Origin of the sequence: Rhodococcus sp. T7, assembly GCF_009872365.1 — a bacterium.
Taxonomy (GTDB): Bacteria; Actinomycetota; Actinomycetes; order Mycobacteriales; family Mycobacteriaceae; genus Rhodococcus_F.
Genome location: NZ_WXYH01000372.1, coordinates 17,516 through 37,220 on the forward strand (window position 1 = coordinate 17,516; position 19,705 = coordinate 37,220).

The window sequence follows — 19,705 nt, forward strand, 5'->3', positions numbered from 1 at the left end:
ACATCAGTCCTGCTTGGGCACCCAGTGGTCGGTCACGAGTTCGTACGATTGTTTGAGCTCGCCGTATGCCGCACGTTGAGCCTCCTCGCCCTCGCCGTACCGCCGAACGGCTGTTTCGTGTGCCGTGGCGAAAGCGGCCTGCACCTCCTTCGATGATCTCCGCAGTGTCTGTGGGAGGTCGGTCCGATTCACGGCTCCACTCCTTCTCGGTCATGGGCTTGATGTCGTACCCATCGATTGTCCGCCCGGTACCACCGCGACGGAACCGGAGTCGGACAAGTTTTCCGACATGGCCGACCGATCAACCATCGGCGGCCACGAGTCGGCCCGACTCCCGACAGCGGCGGCACAGACCGGGAAACACCAGCATCGGACACCGGTATAGGCAACAATGGCTCGGGAAGCTCGCCACCACGTGAAATTCATTCTCGCCGAAGGGAATTCCGTACCAGAGGAGACTCGATGCCCGTTTCGCCACACTCTTTGTTGCAGCACGTCCAGGATCGCACCACCGACCTGCGCCGATGGTTGGATACCGGCGAGAACACCGCCACCTTGACTGCATATCTGCGCGACGAACCCGTCGACCACCGATGGCTCTCGACCTACCGACGACTCACCCACGACCTGCTGCGGGCGGTCGACCACGCCTGCCCACGGAGGGAACCGCACGACGCACCGGCGCCGAGCGTCGGACGCCAATCGGACCGGCGATGAACGACGACCAACGCCGGGCTCTCGAACACGTGCGCGACACGTGCGCAATGCTGCACTGCTTCCTGACCACCCACCCGAGCGACCGACCCCCGGAACGAGTCCGCACCGCCACCTTCGAGCAACTCACCGACGACCTCCTCGACGCCGTCACCTCGGCACAGAACGCCGGCGTCCCAGAACAGCGCATCTTCGACAGCATGTGACGGATGGCCTTCGTCGGAGTTCAGCCCAAGTCGAGGTCGGGCGCGGTCGCCAGGTATTCGATCTGCTCCAACGTCACCGGCACGGTGGAACCCCCGATGGGGGTGGTGTTGATGATGATCTGTTGGTTGGTGGGAAGGGTGATGGAGGAGTAGGCGCTACCGCCGTTGGATGGGTAGACAGCGCGAGTGACAGTGGATCCGTCGGGCAACCTGGTAATGGCGCGATCCGGATCGATCTCGTTCAGGTACTCGTCCTGCGGAGAAGGCGCGGATCGGCCGAGTGGGATCACCGAGATCGTGTGCGAGGAGAAGCACATGGGTTCCCGGGCGATCGCCATCCTGGCCCGCGATGCCGCAACCGCGGCGGAGCGGTTCGGTGTCACCGACGGAAGTTCGGGGATCGTCTACACCCGCACAGGCCGACGGTTCTTCGACGACCCGGCCACGATGAGCGAACTGGTGGCCCGGCTCCGCACCGCGTGCAGACCGCTGATGGACGACCTCGGGTCGTCGTGGCTGGCACTCGATTGCGAACTGCTGCCGTGGTCGGCGAAGGCGGGAGAACTGATCCGCAGCCAATACGCGTCGGTCGGAGCCGCGGCTGGTGCGGCGCTGCCGGACGCGATCACCGCGCTGGAACGGGCCGCGGCGCGGGGGATGGACGTCGCAGACCTGTTGGCTCACACCCGAACCCGCGCAGACAACGCCCGACGTTTCAGGGAGTCGTATGCACGGTACTGCTGGCCGGTGACCGGCCTGGACGGGGTGCGGCTCGCGCCGTTCCACATCCTCGCCTGTGACGGCCGCGCGACCGCAGTCACCGAACCGCACTCCTGGCACCTCGCGAAGCTGGCGGCACTCGAAGATCCCCTCATCGCCGCGACCAGGCACCGGTTCGTCGATCTCACGTCCGACGAGTCCCGGGACGCGGCGACCACCTGGTGGTCGCAACTGACCGATGCCGGCGGTGAGGGCATGGTGGTCAAGCCACTCGGCCCCACGCCTGCAGATTTGGCGCACCGGAGGATTCAGCCGGGCATCAAGGTGCGGGGGCGGGAGTACCTGCGGATCATCTACGGCCCCGATTACACGGAGAACCTCGATGTTCTCCGCGACCGCTCACTCGGCCGCAAACGATCGATGGCTCTGCGCGAACATGCGCTCGGCCTCGAGGCGCTGACCCGGTTCACCGAAGGCGACCCGCTGTGGCGAGTGCACGAAACGGTGTTCGCGGTTCTGGCGCTCGAGTCCGAGCCGGTGGACCCACGGTTGTAGCCGTCACCGGGTGCTCTGCCGGCGTGCGGTGATGGCGCCGTGAGGCCTGGAGCCGCTCCCCGTTCGGGTGTGTGTCTCGATCACCTCGAAGCCGGCCTGGGCCAACTGCCGGCCGAGTTCGGCAACCGGCCATCGATGAGCAGTGGTCACGGCATGGTCGAATGCCTCTACGGTTGTTCCTTCGAAGAAGCCGACCAGCAGGCCGCCGCCCGGTCGAATCACGCGCGCGAACTCGGCGAGCGGAGTCTGGATGTCTTGCGGACTGTGGTGAATGAGCGAGTACCAGGACAGCACACCACCCAGTGATTCTGTCGCGACGTCCAGCGTCTCGAAGCTGCCGATTTCGAAGGAGAGGCTCGGAGACTGCGCGCGGGCCCGTTCGACGAACTCGGGCACCAGATCGACTCCGCACGCAGCGACTCCGCACGCGGCCAGGAAGTCGGTCCACTGACCCGGACCACATCCGGCGTCGAGCACGGGTCCCGTCAGTGAGGCAGCCCAACTGCTCACCAGGGCCCGATCGGACGGGTGTGTCGAAGTCATGGAGCCGAAGAGAGCCGAGTATTCCTGGGATCTGGCCGAGTACGACTCTCGGACGATGTCGCCTGGTCGGGTTCTCGCGTTCGCCATGCGGTCAATGATCGTCGATCGGGTGCTGCACACGCCGAATCTCCCCGGGGCGAGTCGGCACCTGGCGTCGACAATCGCCGTACGATCGCTGGAACCCGCCAACGACGATGCGTCTTCGCACTCTGACCGGTCACACTCTGGGACAGAGCAGCGTGCAGAAGGATGGAGAGCCGGATGTCCAGCTCAACGGTGACATTGCCATGCTGATCTACTCGATGAGCGTCTCGGTGGACGGCTTCATCACCGACCGGGAGGGCGGCTTCGGGTGGACGGTGCCCGACGACGAGCAGTTTCGTTTCCACGTCGAGCAGATACGCGAGCTCGGCGGCCATCTGTGCGGCCGCAGGCTTTACGAGACCATGCTGCCGTGGGAGACGGATCCGTCGATGCGCGACACCGAGCTTCAGGCCGAGTTCGCCGACATCTGGTGCAGTATCCCGAAGGTCGTCTTCAGCCGCACGCTCGACAGCGTGCAAGGCAACGCCCGGCTCGCCAAGGCGTCGTTGGCCGAGGAGGCCGCTGCAGCGCTCGACGCGACCGACAAGGACGTCTCGATCGGCGGCGCCGGCCTGGCTGCGACAGCAATCGAACTCGGTCTCGTCGACGAGCTGCGCATGTTTCGCAATCCGATCGTCGTCGGTGGCGGCACGCCGTTCCTGCCGCCGGTCACCGAAGACGTTCCGCTGGACCTGATCGAGACCAGGACATTCGGCTCGCGCGTGATCTACGAGCGCTACCGGCGCGTCCGCGGCGAGTCCGACGGGCCGGACCAACATGTGCGTTCCTCACCGCGAAGGACCCGTCGATGACGCTTCGGTTCAACTCGATATTGGCCTGCGGCATCGTCGTCGCCGCGTCAGTGCTCATGGCTGCGTGCAGTTCGGATGACGGTGAGGCATCATCCACACCCGGCATACCGGGAATGCTCCCGACGGCGGACGAACTGACCGCGCTGTACAACACCGCCCTCGACTACGACGCCCCCTTGTCCGACCGAGTGAATCTGATTCAGGGCGTCGATGAGGCAGATCCGCGGCTCGCCCAGAAGTTCGTTCAGGAGGGAATGACTGTCGAGTTCCACGCGGTGCTGGATCGTGGCGATGGATCTGTACTCGCCTTCGGCAACCCCGTCGTCAAAGGGCAGGCGCAGCCGGAAGGGTCACCGATTCCGTTCGTGGCCGAAGACAGTGCATGGAAGATCGCCAGAAGCTGGGCATGCTCGCAGGTCGGCTGCTAGTCAGGGGGCTCAGCCGGTCGGTGGCCGCTGTGCACCCGTGTCCTACGAACTGCTACCGAATGGTCCGGGCGGCGGCTGGACGGGATAGGCGGCGACGTCCATGATCACCGAACCTTCGCACGGGCCGCTGTCGATGTCGGTTCGCCAGGAACCGGTCAGCGTCCCGTCTGGCTGGGGTGTGTAGTACGCAACCGAGTGCGCCGGTGCCCACACCTTCGGCACGCCCTCGCCCTGGTAGCAGTCCCACTCCCAGTCGTAGGTGTGGACCCAGCTGGTCCCGTCCCACGTGTATCGCGGCGGTAGCGGCAAAGTCGGATTGGCCGGCGTGGGCCCATCGATCACGGTCGCAATGCAGGAGTCGTCCGTGCAACTCGTCTCGAATCGGTACGTATCAGCGAAGTCGGGCTCCCACTGCCGCGCGGCCAAACTCGTACCGGTCTTCGTCGCGGCGAAGCGCTTCAACGAGTAGTCCCCCGACCAGGACGGCTGCGTCGGTGCCGCCCCCGCAGGCACAGCACCGGCAACCGACCAGAACGCGATCAACGCGACTATCAGCAATGACTTGCGCATGACAGATTGAATCACAGGTGTCGGCAACGTATTGGGTGTACGTGTCCGCGCGGTGGTGACCGGGATCGCGGTGTAGGTGGCGGCGCTCGTGTTCCGCTCTACGCTTTCTGTGTGAGCACGTCGAAGGCCTGGACCGCCGACTTCGCGGACCGGGCCGCGCGGCGCGCAGCGGAACCCGACCCCAACTGGTCACGCGGGTGCAAGCTTCATTCGGCCGTGGCGCGGAGCCTGCAGAAGTTTCAGGTGGGAGAGAGCGGCGACGGCGCCCACCTGATCGTCAAGGCAGACGCTGCGGGCGACCCCGACTACGAGGCCGCCGTGCGACTGTTCGTCGCCGAAGAACAGAACCATGCGCGGATGCTCGCGGCGCTGCTACGCGCCGCCGGGGTACCGACAGTGGATCGGCACTGGTCCGACAGCATTTTCGTGCAATTGCGTCGGTTGATGGGGTTACGGCTCGAGCTCATGATCTTGACCGTCGCGGAAGTTATTGCGCTGCGCTACTACCGTGCGCTCGCCGACGGCGGCGGCGACGCACTCTTGGCCGAGGTGTCCCACCGAATCCTCGACGACGAACGACGCCACGTCCCGTTCCAGTGCTGTCGCCTGAGCACCGGCTTCGCCCACACCCCTGCGCAGGTGCGGGCCGCGATCAGGCGGACTTGGCGCGCACTGGCGTTGCCAGTCGCGGTGGTCGTCGCATTTGATCACGGACCGGCCCTGCGCGTGTTGGGTGTGACACGGCGGGTTTTCGTCGCCGACACCATGCGGCTGTTCGACAATGCCGTCGCACGGGCCTTCGGCACAGCAGGCCGGACCGGACTCACAACGACGACGATGAGTTTCGCAGTGGTTCCCAGTCTGTATCTGCATCGATCAAAACGCGACTCGAGGAGAACGACATGACCGCGACCTACACCTTCGACGTCTTTTCCAGCCTCGACGGCTACGGCGGCGTCAGCGGCGGCGACTGGGGAGGCTACTGGGGCAAGCAGGGCCCTGAGTTACTCGACCACCGCCTTGGCTTGTACGAGTCGGAGCAGCGGATGGTATTCGGGGCCAACACGTATCGGGCATTTGCGCAAATGCTGGCATCGAGCACCGAGGAGTCCGATGTGCGTGACCCATGGGTCACGCGGATGAGGAGCCTGCCGGCAACGGTGGTGTCGACGACGTTGGAAGGACCTCTCGACTGGCCGGACGCGACCCTCGTCAGCGGTGACGCCGTCGACATCGTCGCCCGGCTCAAGCAGGAGTCCGACGTGCCCCTTCGCTCCCACGGCAGCTTGTCGATGAACCGGGCGCTGCTGGCCGCCGGCCTCGTCGACCGCCTGCAGGTGACGCTCTTCCCTGTGATCACCGGTCAGACCGGTGATGACCCGATCTTCCAGGGTGCGGCCGACTTCGACCTCGAGCTGCTCGAGAACCGGACGCTCGACGGTCACATCCAGGAGCTCGTCTACCGACCCACCCTCCATTGACCGCGGAGGGTAGCGCGTAAGCCCGGTCCTTCAAGGCCGGGCCAGCGCATCGACTGCGGCCTACCGGGAGCACGGGCGGTCGCCGCTGCTGCTCGATGTACTGCCTGCAAACCCACGGCGCGGAACTCGTGGGTGAGTGCGCAGTACGACGGCCCTTGCCGCCGGATCGACGACCGTGCCGGTCTGCACAGGAATCTAGACTTTCGTGCATGGTTGATCCGATGCATTTCGAGGCGCACGCGGACATCTACGGTGACGCGCGGCCGCCGTATCCGCCGGCGCTGTGGGACAGTCTTCGCGGTCTCGGCGTTCTCGAGCCCGGCCTCCGCGCCCTGGACATCGGAGCGGGAACAGGGCAGGCGACCGGTCCCCTGCTCGCCGCGGGCCTGAGTGTCACCGCAGTGGAGCCCGGCCCACGGCTCGCCGCACGCCTCCGAGGCGCACATCCGGACGCGACCGTCATCGTCGAACGCGTCGAGGACGTCGAGCTTCCCGAGAATGCCTTCGACACCGCAATCGCGGCGACATCGATTCACTGGATCGATCTCGATATCGCTCGTCCGAAGGTCCACCGCGCGCTGACCCACGATGGGAGGTTCCTGGTGTGGCGGAACGTCTTCGGAGATCCCGACGCCAGGACCCCGTTCCGGGAGTGTGTCGCACGGATCGTGCAGGACCGCGGCGCACCACCACGCCCCGGACCCGATCCGGAGGATGTTTCCGCGCTCACCGCAGAGTTGACTCGTTCGGGCCTGTTCACCGTCGACGTGGTCCGCACGTTCCGGTGGAACATCGAGCTGAACGACCGGCAAGTGTTCCGGCTGTTCTCGACGTTCAGCGACTGGACCTCGGAGGAGGCCGACCAGGCTGCCGCCGCTGTCCGGGACCTCGGAGGCACCGTGGTCGAGCACTACAGGACGTGGCTCGTCGCACTGACCCCCGCCACGATTCCTTGCGCGGATCGGCGGTAGGTCAGCGTCCACGGTTGTACTTGATGTGTTCGGTGCGTGAGTAGTCGTCGAGTGCGTTCGGTCGACGCCTGCAGCGGTGCCCTCGAGGACCGTGCACTGCGTCGATACGACGCTGTGCACGGTCCTCGAACGAAAGGCTCAGTCTTTGCGATCCGCCGTGGCGGCTGTGGCGGTGCTTTCCTCCCAGAAGTCGGCTCCTTCGATGCCGAGCGACTTCGGGTCGAAGGTCGGGTCGAGTCCTTGCTTCTTCTGCTGCTCGAAGTCGCGGTAGACCTTGTAGACCATGGGGAACAGCAGTACCAGGCAGGCGAGGTTGATCCAGGCGATCATCCCGAGCCCGATGTCGCCGATGGCCCAGACGATTCCGGCGTTCACCACGGAGCCCACGAAGACGATCGCGAGTGTGCCGACCTTGAGGATCAGCCTGGGCACCGGACCCTTTCGCCCGTTCAGAAGGAACAGAAGATTGGAGTTCGCCACGTAGTAGTACAGCAGCAGGCAGGTGAAGCCGAACAGGAACACGGCGACCGCGATGAAGCCCGCACCCCATCCCGGCGCCAGTGTGTCGATGGACTTCTGGACCCAGTTCGGGCCTGCCTCGACGCCGGGAAGATTCTCGACGAGATGTCCGCCGGAGCCGTCCGAGACGTTGTACTGGCCGGACACCACCATCATCAAACCCGTTGCCATGCAGATCAGCAGGACATCGATGTAGATGCTGAACGTCTGGACGAGGCCCTGCTTTCCGGGATGCGAGGTCCGTGCCGCCGCGGCCGCGAAGGTGGCCTCACCGATGCCGTTCGCCGACGCGAAGACCGCCCGGCGAACACCCCACGCGACTGCGGCGCCCGCGATGCCGCCCAGAACGGGATCGAGACCGAAGGCCGAGTTCACGATGAGCTTGATTGCGTCGGGGACGCTTTCGAGGTTCGCGAAGATCACGGCCAGTGCCAGCACGAGGTACCCGATTGCAAGAGTTGGAACGAGCGTCTGGGTAACTTTGACGATCCGCGTCGTGCCGCCGAAGATCACCAGGGCGATCAGTGCGGTGACGAAGACCGCAGGCACCCAGCTCGGCAATCCGAACGCCAGCTGAGCGCTGGACGCGATGGTGCTGACCTGGAACCCGGGGAACATGAAGCCGTAGCCGACCAGGCCGAGAAACGCGATGAGCGCCGCGACCTTCGGAAGCTTCAGGCCGTACTTGATGTAGTACGGCATGCCGCCGATGTCCTCGCCGGCCTTCTGCCGGTCTTCGTCCTCCACCTGCCGTTTGAACACCTGTGCCAGGGTGGCCTCGGCGTACCCGACGGTGCAGCCGACGAGTCCCGTCACGGCCATCCACAGCAGTGCGCCCGGTCCACCACCGCCGACCGCGGTGGCGACGCCCGCGATGCTCCCGACACCGACGCGGCTCCCGAGAGCGAGCACGAGCGCTTGGAAGGAGGACAGGCCTCCCTCGCCCTCGCTGTGCTCCCTCAGCTGGCGAATCATGTCGGGAATGCGCCGGAACTGAATGCCTTTCATGGCAATGGTGTACGCCAACCCCAGGCCCAGTACGACATAGGCCATCGGTCCCCAAATTCCGTCTGCCAGAGTCGTGAGTAACTCGGCCCAGTCGATGTCCGGCACGATTTACCCGTTCCGGTCAGCGAGCTTCGTCAGAGCCCGTCCGATTCGCTCGACCTGCTCGGCGGGGAGCTCGGCCGTGGGTCGACGGGGAGCGCCGACCGGCTCGCCTTGCAGGGCAAGTCCCGCCTTGACGGCGGAGATGAACGGAACGGAGATCATCGAATCGATCACCGGGTACAGGTCGCGCCACTTGGCGAGCGCGCCGTGCAGGTCGCCGTCGGCGATGAGCCGGTTTACTGCGACGATCTCGTCCGGAACCACATTCGCGGCACCCGCCATGACTCCGGCAGCACCCTCGACCAGGGCGCTGTAGATGTAGGAGTCCCAGCCGATGAACGTACCTATCACGTCACCGTGGTGGTGGATCAGCTGCAGTGCCTGTTCCCAGTTCGCGCTCGAGTCCTTGATGTAACGGATGTTGTCGACCTCTTCGGCCAGCGAGCGCACGGTGGCGGGGTCCAGGTTCACCCCGGTGACCGCGGGGATGTTGTACAGCATGATCGGCAGTTCCACCGACGACGCGACATCCTTGATGTAGGTCACCGTCTCTTCGGTCGAGAGCGGCTCGTAGAATGGGGTGATCAGCATGAGCACGTCCGCGCGCGACTTCTCGGCGGCGCGGGAAAGCCGGATGGCTTCGGCAGTTGTCGTGGCACCGGTCTGAGCGATGACGGGCACCCGGCCATCGGCGTGCTCGATGACCGTGTCGACGAGCCGCAGACGCTCGTCCGACGACAGCGCCCCGACCTCACCGGTCGATCCCGCGGCGACGACACCGTCGACGCCCGCCTTGATCGAGCGGTCCACCACGACCTTCAGCTTGTTCACGTCGATCTGCTCGTCGGCGTCGAACGGGGTGGTCAATGCAGTGAGGACACCGCTGAGTTGCTTGGACATAAAAGTGACTCCTGGATCGTTTGGCGGGCGTTGGGTGTGCGGAATGTCAGGCGCTGGCGGCCTGTGCAGCCACGGGGCTGCTGTGACGTGTCTGACGGTGTGTGGCAAGCACACTCGTCACCTCTTGTGCGGCGGAGAATCCGGAGGTGATCGACGTTTCCGTGTAGAGCGTTCCGAGATAGTCGCCGGCCAGGAAGACGCGACCCGCTCCACGAGTCAGCGTGGGCTGCAGCTTCGCGCGGCCCGGGAAGCTGTAGGGCGACGCATTCTTCCATCGCGCGGCCTTGGCCTCGACGACCGTGTCGGAGAATCCGGGCCCGAGGATCTGCTCGAGATCGGCGAGGTGGGTCTGTACGACCTCTTCGTCACTCTTGTCGAGCAGTGCCTGGCCCAGGGCTGCCGGCGAGAACGTCATGAAGCTGCCGCCCGGCTGCCGTACGGACTCGCTGCCGCGCACGATGCTTGCCTGGTTCAGGGCGATGGCGAAGGACCGTTTCGGGGCGGCGATGGCGTAGATGTCGTCCCACGGCTGCTTCGTCTTCTCGTCGGTGAGGAACGCCGAGCTGACGTGGGGTCCGTACTTGACGTGCGCGAGCGCGTCACGTAGATCCTGCGGCAGATCGACACCGACCCGATGGGACACGTCCGCGGTCGTGGCGAGAACGACGGTGCGCGCCTCGACCTCGTGGTCACGGCCGTCCTGGCGGTAGCGGACGACGACCGATTCCTTCTTGTGGACGACCTCCTGCACCTCGGCACCCAACTGGACGCGGTCGCCCAGCGACGCGGCGAGGGCTTCGGTGAGGGTGGAGGGGCCGCCGACGATGCCCCGGCTCAGGCCCTGTCCGAATCCGAGCACCAGGCTGAAGTATCCGATGCCCGCACCGGCCGAGATCTGGTCCATGTTTCCGGCCGACCGGGTGACGGTCGTCTTGAACAGGGCCGCCGCATCCTCCGGCAGGTCCCCGACGAAATCGAGGAAGGACTCGTCGTTCGCGAAGTTGTAGATTCGTTGCTGTCGCATTGCACCGGACTCACCGGCGCGGGTCCGCACCACGCGGGTGTACTTTCCGACGCCCGCGACGATCTTCATTCCGGCACGCATGGTCGCCATCCGCGCCGACAGGGACATCGGGATCCGGAAGGGGTACGTGGCGATGTGCCCCTTCTCGAGGAACTTGCCGTTCATGGAGAGCGCCTGAAGCGACCCGGGAATGTCGACCGACATGACGCCGGCCTCGTTGAGCAGGGCTTCGGTCGAAGATCCGGGGCCGGCGAACACGTGGCCGCCCCAGTTCAGCCAGTACGAGCCGCGACGCTCGGAGCGAATACGGCCACCGACGCGCTCGTCGGACTCCAGTACAAGGGTGTCCCAATGACGCAGCCGCCAACCGGCTGAGAGTCCGGCCAGGCCCGCGCCGACAACAACTACATCTCGCACTTCATATCTCCTTGACTAGCGCCGCGTCCCCACCGGAGGCATCGGCGAGTTTCCGGCGAATCCTTGTTTCGGGACGCCCGTCCTGGCTTGCGGTAGCGCCGTGGAAAGCCAGGCCGGGTCGAGTCGCACATATCGGGTCCGATGGTGATGCCCGTCATACCCGGACCAGTCAAGACTAAGTTGTGATCACAGATCACGCAATCCCGAAGCGTGAAAATTTCGGCGATTCCGATGGCTGCGGCAAACTGACCGTCCGGTTATGAAGGCGTCATTACCTCAGATTTGGGCACAATCGAGAGTGGAGACCGCGAACAGGCCCGTACGGGAGGTGAGCCATGCGTCGCCCGGAGGAATCGGCACCGGTACCCACCCCGACCCGGTGGTGGCGACTGAGCCCGTGGAGCCGCAACCACCTCATGCGGCCGAGCGACCGGGCCGAAGCTGCCGTCATCCTGATCACCGCCGTGCTGATACTGCTGGCGATCCCGTTCGCCGCGGCATTCGGAACCGCCACCCACGCCCGGCTCGAACAACAGACCCGCGCGCTCCGGGCTGATCAGCACCAGGTGCCGGCCGTCCTACTCGAGGACACCCATCCCGCACCCGACACCCCCGAAGGCGCCCTCCGCCCCGACGGCAGCGAAGACAGCGCCCGCGCCCGCTGGACGACACCCCACGGCGAGCACACCGCCATCGTGCCCACCGACGCTCCCGCCAAGGCCGGCCAGACAATCACCATCAGCATCGGCGCCGATGGCAACCTCACCGGACCCATCCCCAGCGGCGGGCAAAACACGGCTCTCGCGGCGACCGCGGCAACCGGAGTCTGGGCACTGTCCGCCGGCGCTCTCCTCATCCCCACCGCACTCACACGCACGCTGCTGCGCCGAAAGCGACTGCGGCAATGGGCATACGAATGGAAACAGCTCGACAAACCACCGGGATAGCGCCTCGGTGAGCCGGAGTGCGGCGAGCATCCGCGCGCCCTGCGGTATCCGAGCCGATCAGCAGGTAGTGGGTGATTCCGGGCCGCGAAGGTAGTCGATCAGAGTGTCGAGGACGGCTTCGAGATCCTCGACACTGCCCGTCGACCGCAGAACCTGTACCCCACCCTGAATACCCGCGATGAACGCGGATGCAGTGCGCGACGCATCTACCTCCGCCCGCACCTCGCCCGTCGCTTGCATCGCCTCGATCCCCGCCGCGACGTGGGTCCGCCACTGCGCCAACATTGTTCGGACCACCTCGGACGCCCCCGGAGTTCCGCCCGCCTGCGCCAGCAGCGAACCGAGCGGACAGTGCGCCCCCTGAGCGCGGTACCGGGTGACCAACGCCTCCCGCCACCTCAACCACGCCGCCCACGTCGTCAGCGCGCCGAGGTGCGGTTGCTGATCGTCGAGAACCCGGTCCGCCTCGAAGACGGCGACGGCAAGTAGCAGTTCCTCCTTGCCGCCCGGAAAGTAGTGGAACAGCTGCCCCTTGCTGGTGCCGGTGATCGCGCGGATGTCGTCGAGCGTGACCCGGCCCGGCTCACCACCCCGAAGATGCGTCGCCGCACCCTCGACGATGCGCTGTCGGGTCGCGAGTCCCTTCGCAGTGATCGGCACGTGGCAACGGTAGCGCAATTCTGGACCGGAGAAACCCGTCCTACTGCTATTGCTCGCGGTCACACAAAGTTTTCTGGACTTGCTGGTCCAAAAGATTGTTCCTACCGTTCGGGACATGACCAATCACCTCACCGGCAACCGACTCCGTAGCCGCACCGCTCTCGTTACCGGATCGACCTCCCACATCGGCCGTGCCATCGCCCTCGCCTTCGCCGCCGAAGGCGCACACGTCATCGTCTCCGGCCGCGACACCACCCGCGGGAACGACACCGTCGCCGCGATCCACGCGGTGGGAGGCCGCGCCGACTTCCTCCCCGCCGACCTCGACGGCACCTCCGCCACCAGCCGCACCCTCGCCGAACAGACACTGCATCTGACCGGCGGGCAGCTCGACATCCTCGTCAACAACGCCGGCGTCTTCCCGCCGTCCGGCACGCTGACCGTCGACGACGACGCCGTCGACCGCATCTACGCCGTGAACGTCAAAGCGCCCATCTTCCTGATGCAGGCTTTCGCCCCACACCTGATCGGCAACGGTGGTGGGGTCGTCGTCAACCTCGGTTCCTGGGTGGCCCGCCTCGGCATCCCCCACGGCCCCGTCTACGCGTCATCCAAAGCCGCGGTGGAAAGCCTGACCCGATCGTGGGCCGCCGAATTCGGGCCCCGAGGACTCCGCGTCAACGCCGTCTCCCCCGGCGTCATCCGCCCCGCCGGACCCGACACCGACTCCCCGGCCGACACCCTGATGCACTCCACACCCGCCGGCATGCCGGGCACCGCCGAAGACATCGCCGCCGCCGTGCTCTACCTCGCCTCCGACGACGCCCACTTCATCCACGGAACCGTCCTCGACGTCGACGGCGGACGCGTCGCGGTCAACACCGTGTAGACGCGCCCGCGGCAAAAGCCGAAACCGACGCAACGCACACGACCGGCAAGAATTACGCGAACCGCAGAAACAGGTACGTCCATACGTCAAACGACCCATGCGCAACGTCGCAGATCACCACACAATTGGAAGCACATCGAAACCCGCCGAATCGTGAGAAGGAGGCCGCCGGACACAATGTCCGACCCACAACTTCACTCGCAGACACGCAGGCAGCACACCCCGCGCAGCCACAGACAGGCAACATGCGCCCCCTTTTGAGGGATCGGTGCTGCACTCCACGACCGCACCACCCCCCTGGTGCGCGTCGGGGGATCACCCCGCCCGTACGACGGCACCGTCGTACGGGCGGGCCTCGCCATGCCTGATACCGAACGAAGCGGGTGGCGTTCTACCATATCCTCGCACCCGAACACGCAGGAACAGGTCGAAAATTCGATACCGCGCCAGCCAAACCTTTACTGGCCAGCAGGGATTGGTGCGGACCGGTCGTGCCGAAATCCCGCATCGACTCACCCGGGTGACACACCGCGCCTTGGGGCGACATCGAGCGCGTAAGTCGCAGCGGCTGAAAGGTTTTCAATCTGTGTTGATACTCCAGCCGGGGGGTCGACGCCTCGGGTTCAGCCCGTCCCGACCAACACGCGCAAACTCATACCGGCGCACTTCCGGCGCCCGTCGTCGACTTCACCCGACACAGATCAGGACCCCCACCACCGCCACTGCGACCAGCGAGGCGCCGCAGCAGATCAGCCACGCCCGCGTTGCCAGCTGCCGCCATTGATCGCGCCGCCCGTCCACGTCCGCGACCGACCTCCTCGGGTCCGGATCGGGAACTCGGGACTGTGAAAGACCACGGACCTTCGCGTCCGCTCGCGCCGCCACACCGAACGCGACGGGAACCACCACCAGTGCAGTCACCAGTAGAGCAACCATCGCGTCGATGCTCGTCCCGAACATTGTCATTCCCTCCACTCCAACAGGAGCCGCCCATAGGTTCCGCGCGATTGATCACCGGCCGCTCGGAGCCACCGGCACTTCGCCGCCACCGACCCGGGGCCATGAGGTGCGGCGTCTACACGCCGGGCATCGGGAACTTCCACACCGCCACCACGACCAGTCCCATGATGAACCCGGCGTACAGAACAGTGCCAACCACACTGACCCGCAATGTATTCAGCAGATTGCTACCCAGATTCTCGGCGATAGATGCCATGGCAACTCTTCTCTCACGTGCAGATATTCTCGGTTGCCACGTCGATGACGCGGCATACCAGCTACCTTGGACCGACTTCGACACCTGCACATTGGCCGAAATACCCCCACCCATACTCGTATCTGGGTATGAGGGCTTGGGTCTCGGCTAAGAGTTGCAACCAGACATCCCGAGCGCCAGACCTCCCCCACAAATTCAGCTGTGTCTTACATCACATCGTTGGCGTCCACACCCTGCCCCCTCGCATTTCGCGTGGCCGGCACCGATCGTGCCGGGGTGCCGGCCCGGCCGCCAGGCAGTGGGTCGACTGCGCTGTTGGTTGTCGGCGACAACGGCAGGTACGCCACTCGCCGCACGTACTCGATCACGGAGAGCGGTCCCGAGAGCAATCAGACGCGCTGAAGCACAGAATAATCGGCCGCACACCCCTGTCGCAGGCTGGCGCCCGAGCAACTCAAACCGGATCGCGCACGGCGCACGAGAACATTGAAATCGCACTTACCAGTCGGTAATTCGGAAGGTGCGAAGATAGTGCAGTGGCATGGATCACACTCTCTGGACTTCCCTGCTCCGGCTCACGAAGATCGGTGATGCGCTGCTCGTTACTACGCGCAGGTTGTCCGTGTAGCGCCCCTGCCCGCTGATTTACATCGTTGGCGGGGGCTGCGCTACAACACATCACCGAAGCTGCCACCGCCGTGTGAGCATCTCCGATGTGGCGACCCTCGGCTGACGTGCCCCCTCCAAGCAAGTCATTCCTCGCCGCATCGCGCGCGAATCACTCTGTCCGCCAGTCACAGTCGCCGCAACTGCGCAGTCGACCTCGGCGGTCACATCTACGAACTTCACCGTGCGGATCTCACCCGACAGGCAGCCCTGGGCACGAAATAGGTATGTCTACCGGTCGTTCTGCCGTCGCCGAATGGACATCTCGCGAGGAGTGTGGGAGTCGAACAACTCCTGCACCCTGCAAGTCGAGGCCCCCGATGCACGATCTGCTCCACCGCTCCCCCGTCGCACGCGACGTCTGCACCATCCGTCACTCCGATCAGTGCCACACCCCGCTCGCCGTGGACGCATCCACGTGCTTGTGCTGCCCCAGCACCGAACTGAGCAAGGCTCCTCCACCCGGGGTGCCCGGGGCACGATCTGCATCCGCTGTGACCGGATGATCGGCGTCCGGCAGACAAGGGTTCCGCTGCTTTGCGGCTCCCGACAGTCAGCCGTGGAGAAATCGTCACACTGAGCCCAGCTCACCACCACGAAGAACGGCCTCGAGAAAGTCCCTCGAGGCCGCCAAGAAGAGAGAATCCAATTGAGAAGGCTATACGGGTTTCTTGCGTGTCTCACAGCCACCCTCGGCGCATTCCTGGTCAACACGCCGGCGGCATCAGCCACCGGTGTCGTGTCCAACGGCATTCCCTGGACCGACGACCTGAACCCGGTGCCGCACCCACCCGGCGTCATCGAGTTCTGCACGATGGGCGTCGTCGGTTCCGACTCGCTCGGCAATAAGATCGGCATCTCCGCCGCCCATTGTGTCGACGACGCACCCGACGGTGCGCCCGTCTACCGCTATTCGCCGACCGGACCGCGGGAACACATCGGGAACATCGTGTACCGCAGTCCCGGCGGCGGGACCGGCGTCGACTGGGTGGTCCTTCGCCTGAACGCTGACGCGGTACTCACATCGAATGGTCCCAGTGCCCGGGTCGACGGGATCGGCGCCTCCGACCCGGTCGGTCCCCATTGCAAGGACGGAGCCGGCACCGGAATTCATTGCGGGTCGATCACCTCGCAGAACACGACTCGTTTCTACAGCAACGCCCAGTCAGGCGGTGGCGACTCCGGGGGTCCCGTACTTCAGAACAACTCCGAGATCGTGGGCCTGGTCCGCGGATTCGACCCTGCACTCTTCGCGTTCGAGTACATCAAGTTCGCTGCCGTCCTCGACGGTATCAACGCCCAACCCAACCCTGTCGGTAAGGGCTTCGTCGTCACCAACAATTGACCCACATCCCACGGGCAATCACAGCTGCTGCACGATCAGCCACAACCAGTCTCGGACAGGTTGAGGAAAGGGACTGTAGTACAGCCACCAATTGTCCATTGTCCATCCTTCCGCATGGTCGCCCGGCGGTCCGTCGATCATACGTCCGACCTCTAGACGAACTCGACGCCGAATTATCGGTGCACACGCCCGCGAGTTCGACTGGCAGAAGTTCCTGCAGGTGTTCAGTTGCAAGCGCCTGTCCGCACCGCCAGTCCGGCCTGCGCGTTCGTGGCTCAGCTCGAACTGCAATCGACTTCCCTGTCTCTGTGTTGTTTCCGGATCTCATATCGGCAGGTTCGAGGACTTGTTCGTAGTCCTCATCGGGTGAGAAGTCCCCTGGGCCAACGGGCAACCCACCTGACGGTTGGAGCCCCGCTTGGCTAGGGGCTCGTAGATGACACGCGTCGCAACCGGCTGCGGAATTCGGGCCTTCTCGGGCGATGACCGCGCAGGCAGGAGTGGCGCACGACCGACGCGAACTGCGGTGGAGATACCCAAGGAGAAGTAATGCCAATTCGAGTATGGACGGGCGGCCAGCGCCGAGAGCACTGCCAGGGCCCGCAGCACCCCGGTTATCCGTAACTCGATCCGGGACGCACGATCATCAGCACCACCACGAGCAGCCCCAAAAGGTTGAACAGGCCGGTCACGATCCGAAGGCGCCGGAGTTGCGCGCCGTCGTCGGGTGTGGTGAGTGCGTGTTATTGGGAGCGGGGCGATCTGCAGGGCGAGCAATCCGCGGCGAGAGCGGTGAGCACCATCGCGACCACGACCCAGGCCTCGCTCGTGGGGTCTTGCACGGAAGCGTGCGACGCTAATTCGGAACGTAGATGCTGACAATCTCGGCAATACAGACCTGCTTGTCGGCATTCTCTCGTTCGATCGTGACGGCCGTGACAACTTGGACGCCTGAGAGAACGGTGTCAACGTTCGCAATATCAACCGCGGCCCGTATCCGTGAGCCGACGGGCACGGGTGCTGGGAATCGAACCTTGTTCGACCCGTAGTTGATTCCCATTCGGACGCCGGTGATGGTGTAGACCTCCCATACAAGCATCGGGATCATCGAGGTCAGCAGATGTCCGTGAGCGATGGTGGCGCGGAACGGTCCGTCAGCAGCCCGTACGGGATCGATGTGAATCCACTGGTGGTCACCCGTCGCGTCAGCGAACGCGTCGATCTTCTCCTGGGTGACGGTGTGCCATGACGAGTAGCCGATTCGGGTGTGCGCTACGGCGTGCAGTTCGTCGATTCCGTTGATTGTTTTCATACTTGGGTCCTCCAGCGATGTAGAGAACCTGCCCGGAGATGAATCCGGCTTCTTCACTCGCAAGGAACGAGATCACGTGTGCGATGTCTTCGGGGACCCCGACGCGGGCGACGGGGATGTCAGCGGCCGCCTTCCTTTTGAGTTCGTCGAATGTCATTCCCATTCGCGCTGCTGTCGCGGCTGTCATCTCGGTCTCGATGAAACCGGGCGCAACGGCGTTGGCGGTAACACCGAATCTGCCGAGTTCCAGGGCGAGAGTCTTGGTGAAACCTTGCAGCCCGGCTTTGGCCGAGGCGTAGTTGGCTTGTCCGCGGTTTCCGAGCGCTGACACGCTCGAGAGGTTGATGATTCGTCCGAAACCGGCCTCGGTCATGTTCCCCTGGACTTCGCGCGTCATCAGGAACGAGCCACGTAGGTGGACGTTCATGACGGTATCCCAGTCGGCGGCCGACATTTTGAATAGAAGATTGTCGCGGGTGACGCCGGCGTTGTTGACGAGAACGACCGCTGCTCCAAGCTCGGTCGCGATCTTGTCCACTGCTTTCTCGACAGAGGCTCCGTTGGAGACATCTGCGCCGACGGCAAGTGCGGTACCTCCGGCCTGGACGATCGTGTCGACCACGCACTGGGCGGCACCTTCGTCGAGGTCGAGGACGGCGACGGCGTGGCCGTCTGCTGCGAGCCGCTGTGCGACGGCAGCTCCGATTCCCCGTGCGGCGCCGGTGACGATTGCGGTACGGCGGTGTTCGGGATGAGGTGATGTGCTCACGAGATGGGGTTCCTCTCAGGGATTGGATCGATGTGACTTCGGCTCAGGAGAGCCGTTCGAGGATGAGGGCCATGCCCTGATCCCCTGGCTATGCATGTTGTTTCGAGTCCAAATTGCGTGTCGTGTGTCTGCAATCGCTGCTCGTTCGACGCCGAGTTCGCGGGGTTCCTCGAATCGGGGCTTGTTGGGCGTGGAAGAGTGTGGAGGCGAACGTTCAGCCGGCGCAGCCGGAGATCCCGCCGTCGAGCGGAATGATGATGCCGGTCAGATAAGAGCCGGCACGGGAGGCCAGGAACCGGACCGTGCCGATCAGGTCCTCGGTTTGTCCGTAGCGGCCCAGCGGAACGCGCTCGAGGAGTTCCGCCTCAGCCTCTGGATCCGCAGCTACGTGTCCGAGCATCTCCGTCAAGATCGGGCCGGGGGCGATCGCGTTGACGGTGATGCCGTCGGAGGCCAGTTTCTTGGCTAAATGGCGGGTGACCATGTGCAGCCCGGCTTTGCTCGCACTGTAGGAGTAGTTCTCCCAGCTCGGTGTAGCCAGGGCATCCACGCTGCCGATGTTGATGACACGAGCGGGCCGGTCGGTGTCCGTGGCCATGGAAAAGTCTCCACTGGTGGCCAGGTTGAGGTCCCCGGTGGTGGCCAGGTAAAAGTCCCCACTCCTTGCTCGTCGTGTCGATCAGGAACTTTAGGCCTGGGCGGTGACGGTGAAGGTGCCAACCAGTCACCACACCGCCCAGGGAGTTCCATTGAAGTCTGCGAGGGACCGTATGGTTATGCGGGTGATCGTCAAGAGGCCGCGTCCCCGTCGAGGCGGTCGAGTAGGCCGTCGAAGATCTTCTGTCGA

Annotated in this window: 23 protein-coding genes and 1 pseudogene; 11 read left to right on the plus strand and 13 right to left on the minus strand. The window is 64.8% G+C overall.

Annotated elements, in window-relative coordinates:
- Nucleotides 1-3: 3 nt before the first annotated feature.
- Entirely contained in the window at nucleotides 4-192 is a 189-nt protein-coding gene (locus MLGJGCBP_RS40000; protein WP_012687742.1) for a ChaB family protein, read from the minus strand.
- A gap of 270 nt (nucleotides 193-462) precedes the next feature.
- Here MLGJGCBP_RS40000 and MLGJGCBP_RS40005 point away from each other — a divergent pair, with 270 nt between their 5' ends.
- Nucleotides 463-717 (plus strand): hypothetical protein, encoded by a 255-nt coding sequence (locus tag MLGJGCBP_RS40005; RefSeq protein WP_201453330.1) that lies wholly within the window; start codon nucleotides 463-465, stop codon nucleotides 715-717.
- Nucleotides 714-920, plus strand: a complete 207-nt coding sequence (locus MLGJGCBP_RS40010) for a hypothetical protein (protein WP_072941917.1) — start codon at nucleotides 714-716, stop codon at nucleotides 918-920. Before MLGJGCBP_RS40005 ends, MLGJGCBP_RS40010 begins: the two co-directional genes overlap by 4 nt.
- Nucleotides 921-940: 20 nt before the next feature.
- Here the strand turns inward: MLGJGCBP_RS40010 and MLGJGCBP_RS40015 are convergent, their stop codons facing one another.
- The gene (locus tag MLGJGCBP_RS40015; protein WP_236581649.1) at nucleotides 941-1,258 is read right to left on the minus strand and encodes a hypothetical protein; all 318 of its coding nucleotides are present in this window, start codon (nucleotides 1,256-1,258) and stop codon (nucleotides 941-943) included.
- Between MLGJGCBP_RS40015 and MLGJGCBP_RS40020 the strand changes: the two genes are divergently transcribed.
- Nucleotides 1,236-2,195: a hypothetical protein gene (locus tag MLGJGCBP_RS40020; RefSeq protein ID WP_236581650.1), complete on the plus strand. Its 960-nt coding sequence runs from the start codon at nucleotides 1,236-1,238 to the stop codon at nucleotides 2,193-2,195. The two genes, MLGJGCBP_RS40015 and MLGJGCBP_RS40020, sit on opposite strands and share 23 nt — an antisense overlap.
- Nucleotides 2,196-2,198: 3 nt before the next feature.
- Here the strand turns inward: MLGJGCBP_RS40020 and MLGJGCBP_RS40025 are convergent, their stop codons facing one another.
- Nucleotides 2,199-2,825 (minus strand): class I SAM-dependent methyltransferase, encoded by a 627-nt coding sequence (locus tag MLGJGCBP_RS40025; RefSeq protein WP_160102826.1) that lies wholly within the window; start codon nucleotides 2,823-2,825, stop codon nucleotides 2,199-2,201.
- A 200-nt stretch (nucleotides 2,826-3,025) separates the two neighbouring features.
- Here MLGJGCBP_RS40025 and MLGJGCBP_RS40030 point away from each other — a divergent pair, with 200 nt between their 5' ends.
- Nucleotides 3,026-3,634 carry a dihydrofolate reductase family protein gene (locus MLGJGCBP_RS40030; protein WP_160102862.1) on the plus strand — a complete coding sequence of 203 codons (609 nt, stop codon included), beginning with the start codon at nucleotides 3,026-3,028 and terminating at the stop codon, nucleotides 3,632-3,634.
- A complete protein-coding gene (locus tag MLGJGCBP_RS40035) occupies nucleotides 3,631-4,062 on the plus strand; it encodes a hypothetical protein (RefSeq protein WP_236581651.1) in 432 nt (143 codons plus the stop codon). The genes MLGJGCBP_RS40030 and MLGJGCBP_RS40035 overlap by 4 nt, the downstream gene beginning before the upstream one ends.
- Before the next feature lie 42 nt (nucleotides 4,063-4,104).
- Here MLGJGCBP_RS40035 and MLGJGCBP_RS40040 read toward each other — a convergent pair whose 3' ends face one another.
- The gene (locus tag MLGJGCBP_RS40040) at nucleotides 4,105-4,632 is read right to left on the minus strand and encodes a hypothetical protein (protein ID WP_160102828.1); all 528 of its coding nucleotides are present in this window, start codon (nucleotides 4,630-4,632) and stop codon (nucleotides 4,105-4,107) included.
- A 111-nt stretch (nucleotides 4,633-4,743) separates the two neighbouring features.
- Between MLGJGCBP_RS40040 and MLGJGCBP_RS40045 the strand changes: the two genes are divergently transcribed.
- The 3 genes from MLGJGCBP_RS40045 (at nucleotide 4,744) to MLGJGCBP_RS40055 (ending at nucleotide 7,084) form a co-directional block, all read left to right on the plus strand.
- Nucleotides 4,744-5,538 (plus strand): ferritin-like domain-containing protein, encoded by a 795-nt coding sequence (locus MLGJGCBP_RS40045; RefSeq protein WP_160102830.1) that lies wholly within the window; start codon nucleotides 4,744-4,746, stop codon nucleotides 5,536-5,538.
- Nucleotides 5,535-6,113, plus strand: coding sequence for a dihydrofolate reductase family protein (locus MLGJGCBP_RS40050; RefSeq protein WP_160102832.1), 579 nt, complete (start codon nucleotides 5,535-5,537; stop codon nucleotides 6,111-6,113). The genes MLGJGCBP_RS40045 and MLGJGCBP_RS40050 overlap by 4 nt, the downstream gene beginning before the upstream one ends.
- Nucleotides 6,114-6,334: 221 nt before the next feature.
- Complete coding sequence (locus tag MLGJGCBP_RS40055) at nucleotides 6,335-7,084, plus strand: class I SAM-dependent methyltransferase (RefSeq protein ID WP_236581652.1); 750 nt, start codon at nucleotides 6,335-6,337, stop codon at nucleotides 7,082-7,084.
- Nucleotides 7,085-7,222: 138 nt separating this feature from the next.
- Here the strand turns inward: MLGJGCBP_RS40055 and MLGJGCBP_RS40060 are convergent, their stop codons facing one another.
- The 3 genes from MLGJGCBP_RS40060 to MLGJGCBP_RS40070 all read right to left on the minus strand — a co-directional run bounded on the left by MLGJGCBP_RS40060 (nucleotide 7,223) and on the right by MLGJGCBP_RS40070 (nucleotide 11,054).
- Nucleotides 7,223-8,656: an alanine/glycine:cation symporter family protein gene (locus tag MLGJGCBP_RS40060; RefSeq protein ID WP_236581653.1), complete on the minus strand. Its 1,434-nt coding sequence runs from the start codon at nucleotides 8,654-8,656 to the stop codon at nucleotides 7,223-7,225.
- A gap of 63 nt (nucleotides 8,657-8,719) precedes the next feature.
- On the minus strand, nucleotides 8,720-9,613 hold the full coding sequence (locus MLGJGCBP_RS40065; protein WP_160102838.1) for a dihydrodipicolinate synthase family protein: 894 nt from the start codon (nucleotides 9,611-9,613) through the stop codon (nucleotides 8,720-8,722).
- Nucleotides 9,614-9,659: 46 nt separating this feature from the next.
- Nucleotides 9,660-11,054 (minus strand): flavin monoamine oxidase family protein, encoded by a 1,395-nt coding sequence (locus MLGJGCBP_RS40070; protein WP_160102840.1) that lies wholly within the window; start codon nucleotides 11,052-11,054, stop codon nucleotides 9,660-9,662.
- A gap of 335 nt (nucleotides 11,055-11,389) precedes the next feature.
- Between MLGJGCBP_RS40070 and MLGJGCBP_RS40075 the strand changes: the two genes are divergently transcribed.
- Nucleotides 11,390-12,001, plus strand: coding sequence for an Rv1733c family protein (locus tag MLGJGCBP_RS40075; protein ID WP_160102842.1), 612 nt, complete (start codon nucleotides 11,390-11,392; stop codon nucleotides 11,999-12,001).
- A 57-nt stretch (nucleotides 12,002-12,058) separates the two neighbouring features.
- Here MLGJGCBP_RS40075 and MLGJGCBP_RS40080 read toward each other — a convergent pair whose 3' ends face one another.
- A complete protein-coding gene (locus MLGJGCBP_RS40080) occupies nucleotides 12,059-12,661 on the minus strand; it encodes a TetR/AcrR family transcriptional regulator (RefSeq protein ID WP_160102844.1) in 603 nt (200 codons plus the stop codon).
- A gap of 115 nt (nucleotides 12,662-12,776) precedes the next feature.
- Between MLGJGCBP_RS40080 and MLGJGCBP_RS40085 the strand changes: the two genes are divergently transcribed.
- A complete protein-coding gene (locus tag MLGJGCBP_RS40085) occupies nucleotides 12,777-13,550 on the plus strand; it encodes an SDR family NAD(P)-dependent oxidoreductase (RefSeq protein WP_160102846.1) in 774 nt (257 codons plus the stop codon).
- Nucleotides 13,551-14,237: 687 nt separating this feature from the next.
- Here MLGJGCBP_RS40085 and MLGJGCBP_RS40090 read toward each other — a convergent pair.
- Both MLGJGCBP_RS40090 and MLGJGCBP_RS50860 read right to left on the minus strand, forming a co-directional pair.
- Nucleotides 14,238-14,510, minus strand: coding sequence for a hypothetical protein (locus MLGJGCBP_RS40090; protein ID WP_160102866.1), 273 nt, complete (start codon nucleotides 14,508-14,510; stop codon nucleotides 14,238-14,240).
- A gap of 115 nt (nucleotides 14,511-14,625) precedes the next feature.
- Nucleotides 14,626-14,766, minus strand: a complete 141-nt coding sequence (locus tag MLGJGCBP_RS50860) for a hypothetical protein (protein WP_201453331.1) — start codon at nucleotides 14,764-14,766, stop codon at nucleotides 14,626-14,628.
- A gap of 1,315 nt (nucleotides 14,767-16,081) precedes the next feature.
- On the opposite strand from MLGJGCBP_RS50860, the gene MLGJGCBP_RS40095 reads away from it, so the two are divergent.
- Nucleotides 16,082-16,777: a S1 family peptidase gene (locus MLGJGCBP_RS40095; RefSeq protein ID WP_236581654.1), complete on the plus strand. Its 696-nt coding sequence runs from the start codon at nucleotides 16,082-16,084 to the stop codon at nucleotides 16,775-16,777.
- An 856-nt stretch (nucleotides 16,778-17,633) separates the two neighbouring features.
- Here the strand turns inward: MLGJGCBP_RS40095 and MLGJGCBP_RS40100 are convergent.
- The 3 genes and pseudogenes from MLGJGCBP_RS40100 to MLGJGCBP_RS40110 all read right to left on the minus strand — a co-directional run bounded on the left by MLGJGCBP_RS40100 (nucleotide 17,634) and on the right by MLGJGCBP_RS40110 (nucleotide 19,456).
- Nucleotides 17,634-18,089 carry a MaoC family dehydratase gene (locus MLGJGCBP_RS40100; RefSeq protein ID WP_160102848.1) on the minus strand — a complete coding sequence of 152 codons (456 nt, stop codon included), beginning with the start codon at nucleotides 18,087-18,089 and terminating at the stop codon, nucleotides 17,634-17,636.
- A 1-nt stretch (nucleotide 18,090) separates the two neighbouring features.
- A pseudogene (fabG, locus tag MLGJGCBP_RS40105) lies at nucleotides 18,091-18,858 on the minus strand (3-oxoacyl-ACP reductase FabG); the annotation flags it as partial.
- Nucleotides 18,859-19,072: 214 nt separating this feature from the next.
- A complete protein-coding gene (locus MLGJGCBP_RS40110; RefSeq protein ID WP_236581655.1) occupies nucleotides 19,073-19,456 on the minus strand; it encodes an SDR family oxidoreductase in 384 nt (127 codons plus the stop codon).
- Nucleotides 19,457-19,705: the final 249 nt, after the last annotated feature.